The following is a 15,612-nucleotide window of genomic DNA, read 5'->3' on the forward strand; positions in this document are numbered from 1 at the left end:
CCAGTTAGCCCGCTCTCCACAGGACATGCCATGAGCCTTGCTCGCAAACATCGGGATCGTATCCTTGCATCCCAGATGGCATCTGCTCCCGTTTCCGAGAGCGGGTTATCCCATCCCGCGTCGGCCCCTTCGTCCGACGCCGGCACCCCCGCTGAACGCGCAGCCGCATCGATCGCGATGCGGCTGCAGCACGATCTGCGCCGGTTGAAAGAGATCAAGTCGATCGACGCGCGCGTTGCCGTGAAGCGCGAGATGCTCCCGCACTATCATGAATGGATCCGTGGCTTGCTTCAGGGCGGGCGCGAGGCAAACGCCGGGATGGCCGAGGAGGTGCTGCCGACCGCGATGGTCTGGCTGATGGACATCGGCGAATATGGCCCCGCGCTCGAGATCGCTGAACACGTTCTGCGCTATGACGTGTCTCTCCCGGCCCGCTACCAACGCGATGCCGCGTCGCTGGTCACCGAAGAGATCGCCGATGCTGCGATCCGCGCCCAGACCGCGAAACAGCCGTTCGCAATCGAAATTCTCGAACTCGTCGAGGGCCTGACCCACCAGGCGGACATGCACGATGAGGTTCGCGCCAAGCTTCACAAAGCCATCGGCACCGAACTCGCGCGCGCAGCCGAGGATCTCGATCCGACCAAGCCCGAGTTCGTCGTCGCAGCCGTCCGCGCGCTCGCACCGCTGCGTGAGGCCGTCCGGCTGCATGACCGGGTCGGCGTCGCCGGTCAGATCAAGCGGCTCGAGAAGGCCATCACCAAGCGCGCCGAGCCGGCCACGCCCGACGCCACACCAGATACCGCCGGTTCCACCGGCTCCTAAGCTCGCCCCCGGCGCTCGGGGGCGGATCATGCGGGATGGGAGGGCGCTTCGGCGCTGAGGGCCATCGTCCGACCCTGATCCCCACCCCCGAGATTTTCCAAGGATCCGCCGTCATGCTCGCCACCATCATCACCTCCGCGCTCGCACTGCTGAGCCTCGGGCTAGGCGCGTGGCTGGTGCTGGCAGGGGTTGCGATCCTGCTGATGCTTGGCCGCGCCAGCGTGCTGTTCTGCCTGGCGGTAATCGTCATCGGCCTCGCGCTGTTCGTAATCGGCTCGATCGGTACCGGCCGGATCATGATCGCATGAGCGGGTTCGGCTGCACGCCCTCGCTCATCCCCGCACCAGTCGTCTCGGGCGTGGTATTGATCCCCAACGACGGCTGGTTTCCCGACATCGACGCGACCGCGCTGCGAGCGGCACGCCGTATCCGGGACGTGGTCACACCAGAGCGGCTGGCGCTCGCGGTGACCGGTGCGATTATCACCGTCGGCAACCAGCTCGCCGCGTGGCAGGTCGCGCATCTGCTCGCCGGTCACCCGAACCTTGCCGCAGTGCCTTCGCCCAAGCTTGGCGACACGAGCCGTCTCGTCCTGCTCTACACCCGCGCGATCGGTGCCTATGCCAAGGCCGAGCTGGTCGAGACGTACCGCGACACCGACCTGACCGCGCAGGGGCAGCGCGACGCCGATGCCGTCGAGCCCTCGATCGTCGATCTGCGTCGCGACGGGATCCACGCGGTCCGCGACATGCTCGGCCGCGCCCGCGTGCGCGCGGAGCTGATCTGATGGCCGATGTCCTCACCGCAAAGCAGGGCGACACGCTCGACGAACTCATCTGGCGCGAACGCGGTCTCGGCGCTGCCGATATTGGTCGCGTCCTCGCGCTCAACCCCGGTGTCGCCGACATCGGCGCAATCCTGCCGCTGGGTGCGACCGTGGCGATGCCCGTCAGCATGACGCCCGCGCCCCGCACGCTCCCGCTCATCCAGCTTTGGGACTGACCGCATGAAGGATCTTCTCCACGACTTCGGGACATGGCTGTTGGCGTTCGTCGTCAGTCTCGTCCCTGCCGGCCTCGGCTCGGTCGTCAGCCTGCTGGTCGAGACCGGCCTGACATGGGGCCAGCGCATCGCGCAGGTCTGGGTCGGCATCGTCGTCAGCTACTTCGTCACCAACGCGGCCGGTGCGCTGTTCGGGATGCACCCGTTCGTGTCGCAGGCGATCGGCTTCCTCGTCGCGATGGTCGCCTTCAAGGGCGCGCCCGGTTTCATCGCCGGCTGCAGCGCCGTCCTCGCCGAACTGCCGGGCAAGCTTAGCGAGCGTCTGCTCGCGCTCATCCCGCGAAAGGACCCCAAGTAATGCCCCAGCCTGACAAGGGATCGTCGGTGCCCATGAAGGGCAAGGTCCCGACCAAGACGCTCGCTGGCGTACTCGGTAGCGTGGCCGCAGCGCTGGCGCTGTTCACGATGGTGCCGGCCGAGGAGAGCGGCCGCAAGGTAGTAGCGACGGTCGCCCCTACCGGTACGATCGTCGTCAAGCATATCTCGGGTAAGCAGTATCTGAAGGCGTACCTCGACGCTGTCGGCGTTGCGACCGCGTGCGACGGGATCGCAACGAAGGATATCAAGCTCGGGCAAACCTACACCGAGGCGCAATGCACGACGATGCTCGAGCGCGAGCTGATCGTGCATGCTGAGGGCGTCATAAAGTGCATCCCCAACGTCTACGGACGGACGAACCAAGCGATCGCAATCGTATCGCTCGCCTATAACGTCGGCGTCTCGATGGTCTGTAAGTCGAGCATCGCGCGGTTCTGGAACGCCGGCCAATGGCGTGCGGGCTGCGATTTCTTCCCCCGTTACCGGTTTGCCGGCGGTCGGGTTCTTCCCGGCTTGGTCGCCCGCCGCGCGCGCGAGCGCGAGATCTGCCTGAAGGAGCTGCCCCGATGATCCGCAACATTTTCGCTAAGGTGAGGGCCGAAGCGTTCTTCCTCGTCCTGCTCGCCGTCGCGGCGGTCGGCGCATGGCTGTACGTCCAGTACCGCCAGGTCACCGCGGACCGAGATGATCTGCAACACCGCGCCGAGCTGATCTGCGCCGGCTCTGGGGCCGATTTCGCGGGCGTGGGCAAGACGGCGCGCGGCGTCCGCTGCGCGCAGACGGTCGCTGGGCTCGTCAAATTCAAGGGCGATAGCGACCAGCTCACCGCGGCGACGCTCGCCCAGGCAATGGCCGATCACGACGCACGACAGAACGACGACACCCGCGCCGCGCGCGCTGCCGCTGAGGCAGCAAGCTCGGCCGCACAACGAATGGAGATGGTAGATGCGCAAGCTGAACGGACGAACCTTGTCGATCGCGATTGGTTTCGCGCTGTTAACGGTGTTGCCGGCCTGCGCGCGGCCCGCTGAGGTCCCGCCTGCGGTCATCTCCGCGCCGATCGTCGTCAAGGTGAAGGACACGGCGCCCGCCGAGCTGCTGGACTGCGCGGACCGCCCCGAGGGCTTGCCCGAGGATCCTGCGCTGATCGCGCAGATCCCGACGCGGATCCGCTCCGGCATCATCCGCCTCGCGCGCGCCTTCGCCGCCAACGCCGATCACCTCGATCGTCTCATCAACTGGAACACGCCTGCTGCGTGCCCGTCGCCCAAGGGATAATATTTTGGCCGGTACCCGCTTCGTCGTCACCGAACACGCTGACCTCGCTACGCCCCGCGCGCCTGTTTCGTCGCAGATCCGCCCCGCCGCCAAATCCGCGACCGTTCTGGCGACGGCTACCGGCGTCGTTTTCACGTTGTCGCGCCTGCTCGGCAGCACCAGTCAGCTGGCGCTCGTCAACGGATCGAGTGCGAATCTGAAGCTCGACGCCGCGACCGGCGCGATCAGCGCGACCGCGGCGATCGGCGCAGGGGTCAGCCAGAAGGTGCTGGTCCGTGAGAATGACGGCGACATTGCGCTGGAATATCCGGTGACGATCACGGGGGCGGCGTCGACCGTCGTTCCGGTCCCAACGCCGACCGTGTCGATTTCGGTCGCGCAGTCCAAGTCGGAAGGTAACAGCGGCGCGACCGTGTTCACCTATACCGTTACGCGGTCGGCATCGTCCGGCGCGGTTGCGGTGCCCTGGTCGTTCACCGCTGGCACCACCAGCGCCGACGACTTCACCGGCGGGACCTATCCGGCCGGCGGGACCGTCAACATGGCAGATGGTGTCGCGACGGGTACGTTCACCGTCAGCGTTGTCGGCGATACCGTGGTCGAGGGCGACGAGACGTTCACCGTCCTCATCTCGACCCCATCGGGTTATATGGCAGGGTCCGCAACGTCAGCAACCGGCACGATCCTGAATGACGACACGGCAGTACTGCCCGCGCTGCAGGTCATCACCAGCCGCAATTTCTTCCATGGGGAAGGCGTTGCGACCACCTCGTCGAACAACATGGATGCATGCCGGTTGCCGTTCACAACGGGCAATGCCCCGATCTCGACGATCGCGTTCGTCTATTCGACCTACTATGGGCAGAACGTCAAAGGTCCGGGCTACCTGCTTCGGGCGCATATCGAGTATAACGGCATCGTCGTCGTCCTGACGTTCGATGGCGTAACCTCGCGTCAGCTCGTCAGCGGTGAGATGGATGTTCGCAGCGACGAGGTTCCGGCGTCCGCGTTCGGTCTCACGCAGTACCCCGCCAATTTCACCGGCTTCGAGGTGACGGAACGCGAGTGGGTTGCCGGTACCAACCGCATTAACATCGGCACGCCGCTGACGATGACAGGTTTCGGATGCGTCCGCGGCCCTATCGGCAGTCCGTCGAAGATCGGCGTTGCCGGCGCGTTCAACAATTCCAACACCACCTGGGCAGACTATAGCGCCCGGTTTTTCGGCCCGACGCTCATCGTCGGCCGTCCTGTCGGGCTCATGCCTGCGTGGATCACGCTCGGCGCGAGCATCGAGGCGGGGACGGCTGATGATGCCAACCGCGGCTATGCTGCTCGTTCGGCGCAGATCGTGCCGCAGTATGCGCAAGGCAACCTTGCCCGCGGCGGGGAGACCTCGACCGGGTATCTGTCGAGCGACGGGGACAGCCGACGCGCGCTCTACAAATACTTCAACTGTGCGATCAACGGCTATCTCGGCAACGATTACAGTGGAGGGACGCCCAAGGAAACCGGCGCGACAAACATGGCGACGATCAATGCGCAGCTGAAGGCGGCAGGGATCAAGCGGATCCTGCAGGTCCGCATGGCACCCAAGTCGGACACGACCGACGCCTATGCGACGACGGCGAACCAGACCGTGCGAACGATCAACGGCGGGTTCAACGTCTATCGCAACTACATCGATGCGCAGGCGCTGCTCGATCCCAACGTGAACGGGATCGTCGATATGACGTCGGTGCAGGAGCCGGCGAACGACACGGGCAAGTGGGCGGTCAATGGAACCGCCAGCTATGCGACGGCAGACGGCACGCATCCGAGCGCCGCAATGCACGCACTGATGGTGCAACCGTGCCGCACGGCAATCGATCAGCAGAACGTACAATATATGGCGATGGCAGCATGACCGAGCGCCTGGCCGACCCCGAACCCACAGGTGATCGGTGAAGAAGCCCGACACTCTGCGCAGGACGATTCTGTCCTTCGTACCGACGCTCGCGGCAGATCCTGCCAAATTGTCGTTTTTCGTCGACAAGGGGCGGATTGCCGCGCGCGCGGGCGGCACGCTCTCGCTGGAATACCGGTACACGCTGAACGTCGTGATCGAGGACTATGCGGGTGACGTAGACGATCTGATGGTGCCGCTGCTCGCGTGGATAGCCGAGCAGCAGCCCGATCTGTTCGAGGGCACGGACCCCGAGCCGTTCGCGTTTGAGTCCGAACTGCTCGACGCCGATCGCGCCGACGTCTCGATCAGCGTCGAGTTAACCGAGGCGGTTCGCGTCACGCCAAAGGAGGGCGGCGGGTTTGATGCGGATCACCTCGAAGAGCCCCGCCATCTCGATGAGTTTCCCGGCATTTGCTGCGTAAACCTGTGGCAGCTGTTCATGCGCGATCAGCTGGTCGCACAGACGTCCGACCCCGCATTTGTCTCTGACGCATGACCGACGATCTCGCCCAGATCGAGCAGCTCGCCGGTGCGCTGTTGCGTCGCGTCGATTCGGGCGAGCGTCGCAAGATTCTGCGTCTGATGGCGCGGACGCTTCAGCGCAGCCAATCGGCTCGTATTGCCCGGCAGCAGAATCCTGACGGCCAACCTTATGCGGCGCGTAAGGCGCAGCCGGCCGGCCGGCTGCGACGGAAGGGCACGATCAAGCGCAAAGCGATGTTCCGCAAACTCCGCAATGCCCCGAATCTGCAGGCCGGATCGACAGACACTGAGGCATGGGTTGGCTTTAGCGGGCGAGCTGCGCAGATCGCGCGCGTCCACCAAGAAGGGCTCGAGGATGCCCCTGTCAAAGGCCGAAAGCCGGTCCGATACGCGCAACGCATTCTGCTGGGTGACACAAAGGCAGAACGGCAAGCAATGTTGGACATCGTCTTTCGACATATCGATGCTGACGTCCGGTGACTATTTCGCCCAAACCCGGTCGTTCGAGGCAGGCTTCATGCTTCCCGATTGCCGCCTTTCGTTCAGCAAGGCATTATATCGTAATGACGATCACGCCAGCCGTCCTTGTTCAGTTACCGCTGCCCGACGTCCGTGCAGTGATCTTTTACAAACGGGATGAAATTACGACAGATTTGATCTGCTGCGATGTCGAGGTCGCTGGGCATGTATGGTCGTTTCACGAAGAAGCGGCTGGCTGGCCAGACCTGATCGCGCATTTATCCGCACTGCCGGGCTTCCGCGCCGATTGGTATGAAGCCGTGGTCAGCCCGCCGTTCGCTACAACCGAGACGATTGCGTTCGACCGGCGGTGATCGCCCATTAACGGGCATTCGGTTGCGTGAGGCATGCGCCCTTCGGCGTCATCCGCGAGTAGACCACTTCATCGGCCTGTCGCGAGAACACGTAAAACTTTCCGCTAAACTCGCTTAGGTGCCGAAGGTATCGCGGTTCGCTGTAATGCTCGGGTAGCAGCGGGAGCGACGTTCCATAGGGCGATGTCACGAACGCAAACTGGCCGCCTGTCGTTCGATCAAGGATTATGTTCGCTTTCATATAAATCGAGTATCCTTGCTTCTCTGCTCTCACTTCATAACTTGTTGGACTAAGCCTAGAATTATCGAATGAAATTAATCTTTCATCGATAAGTATGCGGGGAGCGACGTTGCTCGCGTAGCAGCCATATACGTAGCGAGGTTCAATGGGCTCTGGCCGATAACACAGCTTCAAAAGGAGCAGCATCGCAAGCAGAGGAGTAAAAATTATAGCCCACCCAATTAGCTTATCCCGCATCCTAATCGTTGCGAAAAAGTCGTAGTCTTGCCCGGCTGGATTTTGCATCGTTGTCCACGTTTCGTCACTCGCTAGCGCAAGGTCGCATAACTCCGGGGCAACGCATACCCTCCCCAATCGGCTCGACTGGCTGAAAGCCAAGGTCCTCTTTCCTGCCCATATCGGCCATTCCGCTTACGCCCACTAGCGGACATACAATCTCGCGCTAGGATAGCGCATGAACGCCTCCACGATTGCCGGTCTCGTAGTTTTCACTTTCCCTGCACTCGTCATCGCGGCTGGGCTCGCGTCAGGTAATGTCTTTGTAAATCTAGACGTTGATACGAACCGCCGCTCGGCTCCAGTTACGTTCTGGGCTGTAACCGGAATGTGGGCGTTGATCGCAGGTTTTGGGTTGATTGTCGTTTTCGTCAATTGGAACAGATGACCGCTTTCCTCCCCATCTTCGCTTCCTAATTGCGGACGTAGGAAAAACCGACGATCATGCGCCATGACCAACCTCCGTATCGATCGAGATGCTCTACCCAAGCCGTGGGCCAACCCGCTCATATTCGTTCTGACCGGCAGCGGTTGCAGCGTGGAGGCAGAGATTGAGCAGGAAGCAGCCATCGAATACCAAAGCGCGTGGCGTTCAGGCGGCGTCGCATTCGCGCTTGCGCCACAGAGAACAGAGTATTTTGTCCAAAGCGTCGAGGATGCCGCAAACCGGATGTTGTCCACCGGTGGCCCGGCCAGTTCCCCTCGACTCTTTCTAAGATGGACGGATCTGAACCTGATCGAACAGGGTAGCTAACGCCATCTGAGCGTCCGAAAACGGACGGGCGGCTTTCCTTCCCAAACCGGACGTTGACGGCCGAAACACCGTCTGTCGTAATCGTTAGCACCCGACGCAGATGCTTGCCCTATCGTTAGACCGCTTCCTCCTGAGAACGGGCGGCAACGGCGGGAGGTCGTGTGACTTCCAGTAGTAACCGCTTGCAACCTATCGTGGCCTACGTCAGTTTCCAAAATGCTTTCAGGAGGTTTTTTCCATGATGAAGACACTTGCTGCGTTTGGCCTTGCATCTTGTGCAACGGTCGCCCCCGCTCAGTTCATATTTATCAGTCCTAATGCAAACCCTACCACCGGGTCGACGTTCGGTGCCCACCTTCCCCAAATCGATCCGATCGGTGGTCAGATGGGTGTTTTCGACAACACCATCACGCCGACGATGCGTCGCGAGCGGCAAGAGCGGTCCGCCAGAACGCTCAGGTTTATCGCGTCGGCACCCGATAAATGGACGTCTAGCAACCCGCGGGAAGCCCGCCGCCTTTACGCCAAAGCCGAAACCGCGGCTAAATGGGCAAAGGTGAATTCGGATGACAAATCTATGTAGTCCGCGATGATCGGCTAGGACGTTTCATTCCGATAGGGTGCTTCGAAGTGATCGGGGTAAGCCTTGGCAGGAAGCCACGCTCGCTTGGCCTGTTGTTGGTGTCGCCTTCGCGGAACGTTCGCCCGGTCAACTCTCGCTCACAACCGATGCATACAGCGTATGAACTGCTTTGCCGACCAAACGCCTCCTCAACGGAGAATGGAAATGAAGATTACTCTCGCCGTACTGATCCTAGTTGGCGCGACATCATCGTCGTTTGCGCAAAGCTCCCCCTACCAAGGTTCGCCAACTCCTACGCTGAGCCCGTCATTGATCCCCACACCAGAGGTTGGAACGCGGTCCGCGGATTATCTGTCGGGGCGAAGCCGACTCGAGACACCCACGATGCGCCGGCAAAAACGTGACCAGGCTATCGCGCTGCGAGAGGAGGCGCTGAAACTCCAAGCAAAAGATGGTGGAACGCTTTCGAAAACCCACAAACTTTACATTCAACGCAGGTCGGCTGAAATTCTTGCTTATAGTGATCAGCGTCCCGGGCGGGTTCAACCTGCGAGGTCCGGTCCTACCCAATGATAGCTAATTCCCTCGGTAGATTAATATCTGCCGTACCGAGGCATCCTCAATTCCAGATATGATGCGGCGGAGACACTCTCCGCCGCACTACCAGTAACGACCTGTCACCAAGCCCGGGGCGAGGTTCCCAATCGTTCGGCGACCGCACTCTCGATCGCGTTCGCGTCGGCCTTTCTCATTGCACCAGTATGCACCAGCCGCCGTATCAACTCGTCCGCGATCGCAGCCAGGAAGTGAACCTCCCCGCGCTCTTCGGTCGTGCCTTCATCCTGGTCATTGATTTCCGAGATCATCGATCGGTTTCCTAGGTGAAGTCACTATTGCCTCCCCGCGGCGGAGGAGTCCTCCGCCGCAGCCAACCGGACCCCGCAGAAACGCGTGGTTTCTCCGTGGCGTATGGCATGATGTACCCCAGCGATACCCCATGTCGGCAGCTGAAGTAGGCATCTAGACCGAGAATGGACATAACGAGCGGCATGACCGGTTACGCCCAGACCCGGACGTTCAGGCTGGCGATCCGGGCTCCCGATAACGGCCATTCGTTAAGCGCGATCTTTCCCGTTTTTCCGTCTCACACAGGCCATTTCGGGAAAGAGCAATCGGGAACAGGTTTTGGGAACGCAGGTGCCCGAGACGGCTCCCGGCACGATCGCCTTGGTGACTGTCCCGCTAAGGGTTCGTTTGTGAGAAGGCAGGTACTCTCGACATTTCCAAAGGAGGTAGCTCAGCCTACGATGGTGCCGTGACCAAAATCATCAAAGACACCGCGATCGGGGATGCAGAGGATATCCATCCTGAAGCAGCGGTCGCCACTGGTTATCTCGCGAACCATGCGTCGCGGATCTTCAACAGGTTGGTCGACAGCCGCCTCCGCAATCATGACCTAAGCCTGTCGTTGATCGGGCCACTGCTGCTTTTGTCGTGGAAAGGGCCAATGCTGCAGCGCGATCTCGTGCAGCATTCGGCTGTTAAGCAACCCGCCATGGTGGCGCTGCTCGACAAGCTGGAGGCGGCCGGAATGATCGGGCGTGCCCAGAGCACGTCGGACAAGCGCGCTGCGACGGTCGAACTTACCGATAGCGGGCGCGAGGCCGCTGCTATCGGCCGTAATGTCCTATTGGAGATAAACGAAAAGGCAGTGGATGGCTTCGCGCCGGAAGACGCTGCTTTGGTGGTGAGGCTGCTGAGCCGCGTCATCGCCAATCTCGAAGCCCCGCCCGGAACATAATATCACTCGTGATGTTTATGGCCGGGAAGGAGTTTGATCCATGTCCCGTCGTATACTCGTGACCGGCGCCAGCGTCGCCGGCAACACTGCCGCTTGGTGGCTGTCGCGCTTTGGCTTTGACGTCGAGGTTGTCGAGAAATCACCCTCGTTTCGTGACGGCGGGCAAAACGTCGACGTGCGCGGTACGGCCCGCGAGGTATTGCGCCGCATGGGCTTGGAGGATGACGCTTTCGCCCGAAACACCCCAGAGCTTGGCACCGAATGGGTGGACGAGCGCAATGAGACGATCGCTCGCTTTGAAGCCGGATCGTCGGGCCACGACAATGCGCCTACGGCCGAGCTTGAAATCAGACGCGGCGATATCGCGCGGCTAATCTACGACGCGACCCGTGAGCGGGCGACGTTTCGGTTCGGCGACAGCGTCGATGCTGTCGTTCAGGACAAGACCGGTGCGGAAGTTACCTTCGCAAGCGGACGGCGTGAGCGGTACGATCTGGTTGTCGTAGCCGAGGGCGTCGGATCACACACACGCGAGTTGCTGTTCCCCGGAGAGAACAGCATGCGCTGGATGGACCTAACAATCGCCTATTTCAGCATCCCGCGACAGCCGCACGATACCAATTACGCCCGCGTCTACAACACGGTGGCAGGACGCGGCGCGACGTTGAAGCCGGCACGCGATAATCTGCTCGGAGCCTATGTGGGCATCCACAAGAAGCCGGAAGGCGAGCATCAGTGGAGCCCTGATCGTCAGCGCCAATTCATGCTCGACCAGTTCGCCCATGACGGTTGGGAATTTCCTCGAATTCGCGAGGTGATGAAAGACGTGGACGATTTCTATTTCGACGTCCTGCGCCAGGTACACATGGACAGATGGTCGAACGGTCGCGTTGTTCTGACCGGTGATGCCGCATGGTGCCCGACGCCGCTTTCAGGGATCGGGACGACCCTCGCGATCGTGGGCGGCTATGTTCTGGCCGGAGAGCTGGCGACGCAGTCTGATATCCCGTCCGCTCTTGTCCGCTATGACGGTGTTATGCGACCCTTCGTAAAAGAAGGTCAGAACATTCCCAAAATCGTCCCGCGCATGCTGTGGCCCCACAACGCCCCTGAATTGATGCTGATGCGCGGTGCGATGCGTATAGCCGGCACGCCGCTCATAAAAAAAGCATTCTCAAGCGCGTTTGCGAGAGACTCCAATCGGATCGAATTGCCCGATTACGATGACTAGGGTGTCTAAATTCCCGAAATACCATCCTTTTCGGGAAAGGCGGCAGCTGCCGAATGTCTGCTATCGCGGCCTGCTTCGCCGAAAGCGGACCGTCCGCAGTCCTTCCCTTCCGGCCATACCGCTTCCGCTCAATAGCGCATGCGGGGGCGGCGTGTTAGCAGAAGAGGTGTCACGTCGATTCCTTGCCCATCCACTCGTCATTTGGCTTCTCGTCGTGAGCGCTGCGTTCGTAGTTGAGACTGCCTTTCGGGGTAGGACTGAGGCCATTGCGAACATTCCATTTCGAGCAATAGCAGTAGCCGTCACGATTTTTTGGACGCGTCGTGCAGCGCGGAGCCGCATGGCCGATCGTTGATCGGCACTAAGAAAACCGGTCGTTCGTGATGCAAAAATCAAAAGTTTTGCATCAACATTGAGGCCGAGCGATCGGCCGGCGGGTTACTTATCTGCCGTCGGAACACACCGGTGAGCGGCGAGTTCAATCTGCTGGGTCAATCTAAAACCAACGTATTCGTCCCGTCGCTCTGCGCGATTCGGACCGCCGAGCCATCTCGCTCGATAGTAGACATTCCAATAGCTAGTGACCCGTCGTTTGATCGTGTTCCAATAATCTGGATTATGGACGATGAACGTACCGATGGCTTGCTCAATCTCGGGCGTCATTGCAGCAGAGATGTCATCCAATATTTCAACGATGTACTCCCCAATTAGCGCGACGATGAAAGGAGCCGTCCAAGGCTGCGCGTCTGCGAGTAGATCGCGTAAGGCCCGCTGACGCTCATATCCGTCGTTGCTTCGCGTCTGTAAGGCACGAGCGAACAGCCATGCGTCAACGTCCTCCGCCAAGGATGGTCGATGAGATGCAAGGTGCAGCCTAGCTGGAATCAGGACCGTCTCGCGCCCGACTTGTACGGCGAAGCGCTCTGTCCATTGCCGTGGAGCTAGCCGCCTAGCGACGTCCGTACCCGCCAGCGTTGCCGATGCGCGATGCTCGACCGGGAACGCTGCTGCGAGCGTCGGTCCGTCGATCGTGGTCAGCATCTCATGGTCGGCCATAGCATCAGCCTACGCTGGCATGGCCCACAATCCACCGCTTTTCACGTGATGCAAAATTCACGGATTTCGCATCAGCGCAAAAACAGCAGGAAACCGAGGGCTCCAGCGATGCAAAATATTGATGCATCTTGGATACCCGTTCAGTGGTGGGTTTCCTGGGGTGTGGCCTTCAAAGCGGACGGTTTGCTTTCCTCCCATATCCGACGTGAAGCGCGAGTGTGAAAAACGATCTCACACCCGAACATGATGGCGCTGCCATAAGCTGACCGACGACATGGCCGGATGGCCGAGCCGTCCACCTTCACCGCTGTCGATCTATCGCGCCTGCCAGCGCCGACCATCGTCGAGATCCTCGATTTCGATATGATCTATCGGCAGATGCTGGCGCAGTTCGTGGCGCTCGTTCCAGACTTCGACGCGACCGTCGAATCAGACCCCGCGGTCAAACTCCTGCAGGTTGCGGCTTACCGCGAGATGCTGCTGCGCGCCCGCGTGAATGATGCCGCGCGCGCCGTCATGCCGGCGTATGCCACCGGGACGGACCTCGATAACCTTGCCGCGCTCATGGGCGTGGTCCGGCTCATCATCACACCGGCCAACCCGCAGACCGGTGCTGCCGCAGTCCTCGAGAGCGACGAGGATTTTCGCCGTCGCCTCGTCCTCGCACCGGAGGGCTATTCGGTCGCCGGTCCCGAGGGGGCGTACATCTTCCATTCGCTGTCGGCCTCGTCCGACGTTCTCGACGCGAGCGCGACCAGCCCGGCCACCGGCGAGGTGCGGATCACGATCCTCGCCCGCGCCGGTACCGGCGTCGCCTCCGCAGCGCTGCTCGCCACAGTCCTTGCCTATGTTTCCGCCGAGACCCGCCGCCCGCTGACGGACTATGTCACGATCCAGTCGGCGGAGGTCGTCCATTATGCCGTCGAGGCGTCCATCAGGACGTTCGCCGGCCCCGATGGCTCGATCGTCATCGCCGAGGCTCGCGCGCGCCTCGCCGCCTACATCGCCAACTCACACCGCCTCGGCCGCGACATCACGCGGTCAGGGATCTTCGCCGCGCTCCACGTCGAGGGGGTACAGAACGTCGTCCTGACGAGTCCCGCGACCGACGTCGTTCTCGATCGGACGCAGGCGGGCTGGTGCACCGCTACCAACGTCGTGCACGCCGGGCTTGGCGAGTGACGCTACTCCCGCCCAATGCGACTGCGCTAGAGCGCGCCGTCGAGGCGAGCATGGCGCAACTGGCCGACGTGCCGGTGCCGCTGCGCGCGCTCTGGAACCCCGACACCTGCCCGGTCGAGCTGCTGCCGTATCTCGCATGGGCGCTGTCGATCGACAGCTGGTCGAGCGACTGGTCGGAGACGATCAAACGCGCGCGCGTTCGCCAAGCCCTCCCGATCCAGCGCCGCAAGGGCACCGCGTCATCGGTCCGCGACGTCGTCGAGTCCTTCGGTGGATCCGTTGCCCTTCGCGAATGGTGGCAGATGACGCCGCCCGGCGACCCGCACACGTTCAATCTGCTGCTCAACATCACCGATCAGACCGGCGCACCCGTCGATGCCGCGTTCGTCGATGCCGTGATCGCCGAGGTCTACCGCACCAAGCCGGTCCGCTCGCACTTCACCTTCAGCCAGGCGCTCAACGCCACCGCCGGCATCGTGTCCGTCGCTGCCGCGCGTCCTGCCGTTTTCGCCCGCCTCACCATGACCGCACCCGCGGCCTGACCCGGAGAGATCATGTCGATCGTTCTACGCATCACCGACGCCGGCCGCGCCGCGCTCGTCAACGCCGCGCGCGACGGCACCAACGCCGTGCGGATCGCATCCGTCGGCGTCACCCCGACCGCGATCGTCGCCGCGGCGAACACCGCCGCGCTGCCCGGCGAGGTCAAGCGCATCGCGACGATCTCGGGTGCCGGCGTCGCGGCCGACGTCATTCACCTGATCGTGCGGGACGAAAGCGCCGATACCTATACCGTGCGCAGCCTCGCGCTCTACCTGACGGACGGCACGCTGTTCGCATCCTATGGGCAGGCCGCACCGATCATCGAGAAGTCGGCGGGGGCGCTGCTGCTGCTCGCGATCGATGCCACGCTGCTCGACGTCGCCGCCAGCCAGATCACCTTCGGCAACACCAGTTTCCTGAATCCGCCCGCCACGACATCGACGGCCGGCGTGATCGAGCTGGCGACCGATGCCGAGGCGGCCGCGCTAACCGATGCGGTACGCGCGCTCACCCCGAAGAACATGGCCGCGATCTTCACCGCGGCAAACGTCCTGTCGCGGCTGTTGGCGGTAGATGGCGCGGGCTCGGGGCTCGATGCGGATCTGCTCGACGGGCGGCAGGGCAGCGAGTTCGCGCTGCTCGCCGGGGCGTCGTTCACCGCGCCTGTGGGGATCCGGCATTCCGGTCTGGCGGCGGGCCTCCGGGTTTCGGACGGCACAAATGGCTACGGCTACATGCAGTTCGGTGAGGCATCCGATGCCAACGTGTCGCTCAACTGGTACATGGGATCGTCCGCCGACAACGCCTTCAGCCTTTACCAAGGGCAGTTCGGTTCCGGCCTGCTGCGCCTCCGGGTCACGCAGACGACGGTAGCGTTCAACGGTTCGCTAATGTGGACCACCGCCAATGATGGCGCGGGCTCCGGTCTCGACGCGGATCTGCTCGACGGGCGGCAGGGCAGCGAATTCGCGCTGCTCGCCGGGGCGTCGTTCACCGCGCCGGTCGGCATCCGGCACGCCGGTCTGGCGGCGGGCCTCCGGGTTTCGGACGGCACCAACGGCTATGGCTTCATGCAGTTCGGCGAGGCATCCGATGCCAATGTTTCGCTCAACTGGTACATGGGGTCGTCGGCCGACAACGCTTTCAGCATCTACCAAGGGCAGTTCGGTTCCGGGTTGCTTCGCCTCCGGATCACGCA

At 62.1% G+C, this 15,612-nt stretch carries 22 protein-coding genes; 20 read left to right on the forward strand and 2 right to left on the reverse strand.

Annotation, left to right across the window (positions count from 1 at the left end; translation table 11 throughout):
• Positions 1-75: 75 nt before the first annotated feature.
• The 15 genes from gpM (at position 76) to C8J46_RS20405 (ending at position 8,601) form a co-directional block, all read left to right on the forward strand.
• Positions 76-825 carry a phage terminase small subunit gene (gene gpM / locus C8J46_RS20335; protein WP_243643550.1) on the forward strand — a complete coding sequence of 250 codons (750 nt, stop codon included), beginning with the start codon at positions 76-78 and terminating at the stop codon, positions 823-825.
• A 113-nt stretch (positions 826-938) separates the two neighbouring features.
• Entirely contained in the window at positions 939-1,133 is a 195-nt protein-coding gene (locus tag C8J46_RS20340; protein ID WP_132742507.1) for a hypothetical protein, read from the forward strand.
• Complete coding sequence (locus C8J46_RS20345) at positions 1,130-1,612, forward strand: head completion/stabilization protein (RefSeq protein WP_132742508.1); 483 nt, start codon at positions 1,130-1,132, stop codon at positions 1,610-1,612. Before C8J46_RS20340 ends, C8J46_RS20345 begins: the two co-directional genes overlap by 4 nt.
• Positions 1,612-1,827: a tail protein X gene (locus C8J46_RS20350; RefSeq protein WP_132742509.1), complete on the forward strand. Its 216-nt coding sequence runs from the start codon at positions 1,612-1,614 to the stop codon at positions 1,825-1,827. The genes C8J46_RS20345 and C8J46_RS20350 overlap by 1 nt, the downstream gene beginning before the upstream one ends.
• A gap of 4 nt (positions 1,828-1,831) precedes the next feature.
• On the forward strand, positions 1,832-2,185 hold the full coding sequence (locus C8J46_RS20355) for a hypothetical protein (RefSeq protein WP_132742510.1): 354 nt from the start codon (positions 1,832-1,834) through the stop codon (positions 2,183-2,185).
• Positions 2,185-2,775, forward strand: coding sequence for a lysozyme (locus tag C8J46_RS20360; RefSeq protein WP_207894246.1), 591 nt, complete (start codon positions 2,185-2,187; stop codon positions 2,773-2,775). The genes C8J46_RS20355 and C8J46_RS20360 overlap by 1 nt, the downstream gene beginning before the upstream one ends.
• Positions 2,772-3,236 (forward strand): hypothetical protein, encoded by a 465-nt coding sequence (locus C8J46_RS20365; protein WP_132742511.1) that lies wholly within the window; start codon positions 2,772-2,774, stop codon positions 3,234-3,236. The genes C8J46_RS20360 and C8J46_RS20365 overlap by 4 nt, the downstream gene beginning before the upstream one ends.
• A complete protein-coding gene (locus C8J46_RS20370) occupies positions 3,211-3,483 on the forward strand; it encodes a hypothetical protein (protein WP_132742524.1) in 273 nt (90 codons plus the stop codon). The genes C8J46_RS20365 and C8J46_RS20370 overlap by 26 nt, the downstream gene beginning before the upstream one ends.
• Before the next feature lie 4 nt (positions 3,484-3,487).
• Positions 3,488-5,389 (forward strand): hypothetical protein, encoded by a 1,902-nt coding sequence (locus C8J46_RS20375; RefSeq protein WP_132742512.1) that lies wholly within the window; start codon positions 3,488-3,490, stop codon positions 5,387-5,389.
• A 37-nt stretch (positions 5,390-5,426) separates the two neighbouring features.
• Complete coding sequence (locus C8J46_RS20380) at positions 5,427-5,927, forward strand: phage tail protein (protein WP_132742513.1); 501 nt, start codon at positions 5,427-5,429, stop codon at positions 5,925-5,927.
• Complete coding sequence (locus C8J46_RS20385) at positions 5,924-6,394, forward strand: phage virion morphogenesis protein (RefSeq protein ID WP_132742514.1); 471 nt, start codon at positions 5,924-5,926, stop codon at positions 6,392-6,394. The genes C8J46_RS20380 and C8J46_RS20385 overlap by 4 nt, the downstream gene beginning before the upstream one ends.
• An 83-nt stretch (positions 6,395-6,477) precedes the next feature.
• On the forward strand, positions 6,478-6,747 hold the full coding sequence (locus tag C8J46_RS20390; RefSeq protein ID WP_132742515.1) for a hypothetical protein: 270 nt from the start codon (positions 6,478-6,480) through the stop codon (positions 6,745-6,747).
• A gap of 695 nt (positions 6,748-7,442) precedes the next feature.
• Positions 7,443-7,652: a hypothetical protein gene (locus tag C8J46_RS20395; RefSeq protein ID WP_132742516.1), complete on the forward strand. Its 210-nt coding sequence runs from the start codon at positions 7,443-7,445 to the stop codon at positions 7,650-7,652.
• 63 nt (positions 7,653-7,715) lie between these two features.
• Entirely contained in the window at positions 7,716-8,018 is a 303-nt protein-coding gene (locus tag C8J46_RS20400) for a hypothetical protein (protein ID WP_132742517.1), read from the forward strand.
• A 238-nt stretch (positions 8,019-8,256) separates the two neighbouring features.
• On the forward strand, positions 8,257-8,601 hold the full coding sequence (locus tag C8J46_RS20405) for a hypothetical protein (RefSeq protein ID WP_132742518.1): 345 nt from the start codon (positions 8,257-8,259) through the stop codon (positions 8,599-8,601).
• Positions 8,602-9,278: 677 nt separating this feature from the next.
• Here C8J46_RS20405 and C8J46_RS20410 read toward each other — a convergent pair.
• On the reverse strand, positions 9,279-9,467 hold the full coding sequence (locus tag C8J46_RS20410; protein WP_132742519.1) for a hypothetical protein: 189 nt from the start codon (positions 9,465-9,467) through the stop codon (positions 9,279-9,281).
• A 449-nt stretch (positions 9,468-9,916) separates the two neighbouring features.
• On the opposite strand from C8J46_RS20410, the gene C8J46_RS20415 reads away from it, so the two are divergent.
• Positions 9,917-10,402, forward strand: a complete 486-nt coding sequence (locus C8J46_RS20415; protein WP_243643551.1) for a MarR family winged helix-turn-helix transcriptional regulator — start codon at positions 9,917-9,919, stop codon at positions 10,400-10,402.
• 40 nt (positions 10,403-10,442) lie between these two features.
• The gene (locus tag C8J46_RS20420) at positions 10,443-11,633 is read left to right on the forward strand and encodes an FAD-dependent monooxygenase (RefSeq protein WP_132742520.1); all 1,191 of its coding nucleotides are present in this window, start codon (positions 10,443-10,445) and stop codon (positions 11,631-11,633) included.
• A 438-nt stretch (positions 11,634-12,071) separates the two neighbouring features.
• Here C8J46_RS20420 and C8J46_RS20425 read toward each other — a convergent pair whose 3' ends face one another.
• A complete protein-coding gene (locus C8J46_RS20425) occupies positions 12,072-12,689 on the reverse strand; it encodes a hypothetical protein (protein ID WP_132742521.1) in 618 nt (205 codons plus the stop codon).
• Positions 12,690-12,971: 282 nt separating this feature from the next.
• Here C8J46_RS20425 and C8J46_RS20430 point away from each other — a divergent pair, with 282 nt between their 5' ends.
• From C8J46_RS20430 to C8J46_RS20440, 3 genes are all read left to right on the forward strand, one after another.
• Complete coding sequence (locus tag C8J46_RS20430) at positions 12,972-13,871, forward strand: baseplate J/gp47 family protein (protein ID WP_132742522.1); 900 nt, start codon at positions 12,972-12,974, stop codon at positions 13,869-13,871.
• The gene (locus C8J46_RS20435; RefSeq protein WP_243643552.1) at positions 13,868-14,413 is read left to right on the forward strand and encodes a phage tail protein I; all 546 of its coding nucleotides are present in this window, start codon (positions 13,868-13,870) and stop codon (positions 14,411-14,413) included. The genes C8J46_RS20430 and C8J46_RS20435 overlap by 4 nt, the downstream gene beginning before the upstream one ends.
• A 12-nt stretch (positions 14,414-14,425) precedes the next feature.
• Positions 14,426-15,612, forward strand: a 1,187-nt coding sequence (locus C8J46_RS20440) for a hypothetical protein (protein ID WP_207894247.1), incomplete at its 3' end; no start/stop codon positions are given.

The organism is Sphingomonas sp. PP-F2F-A104-K0414, assembly GCF_004340945.1.
Classification (GTDB): Bacteria; Pseudomonadota; Alphaproteobacteria; order Sphingomonadales; family Sphingomonadaceae; genus Sphingomonas.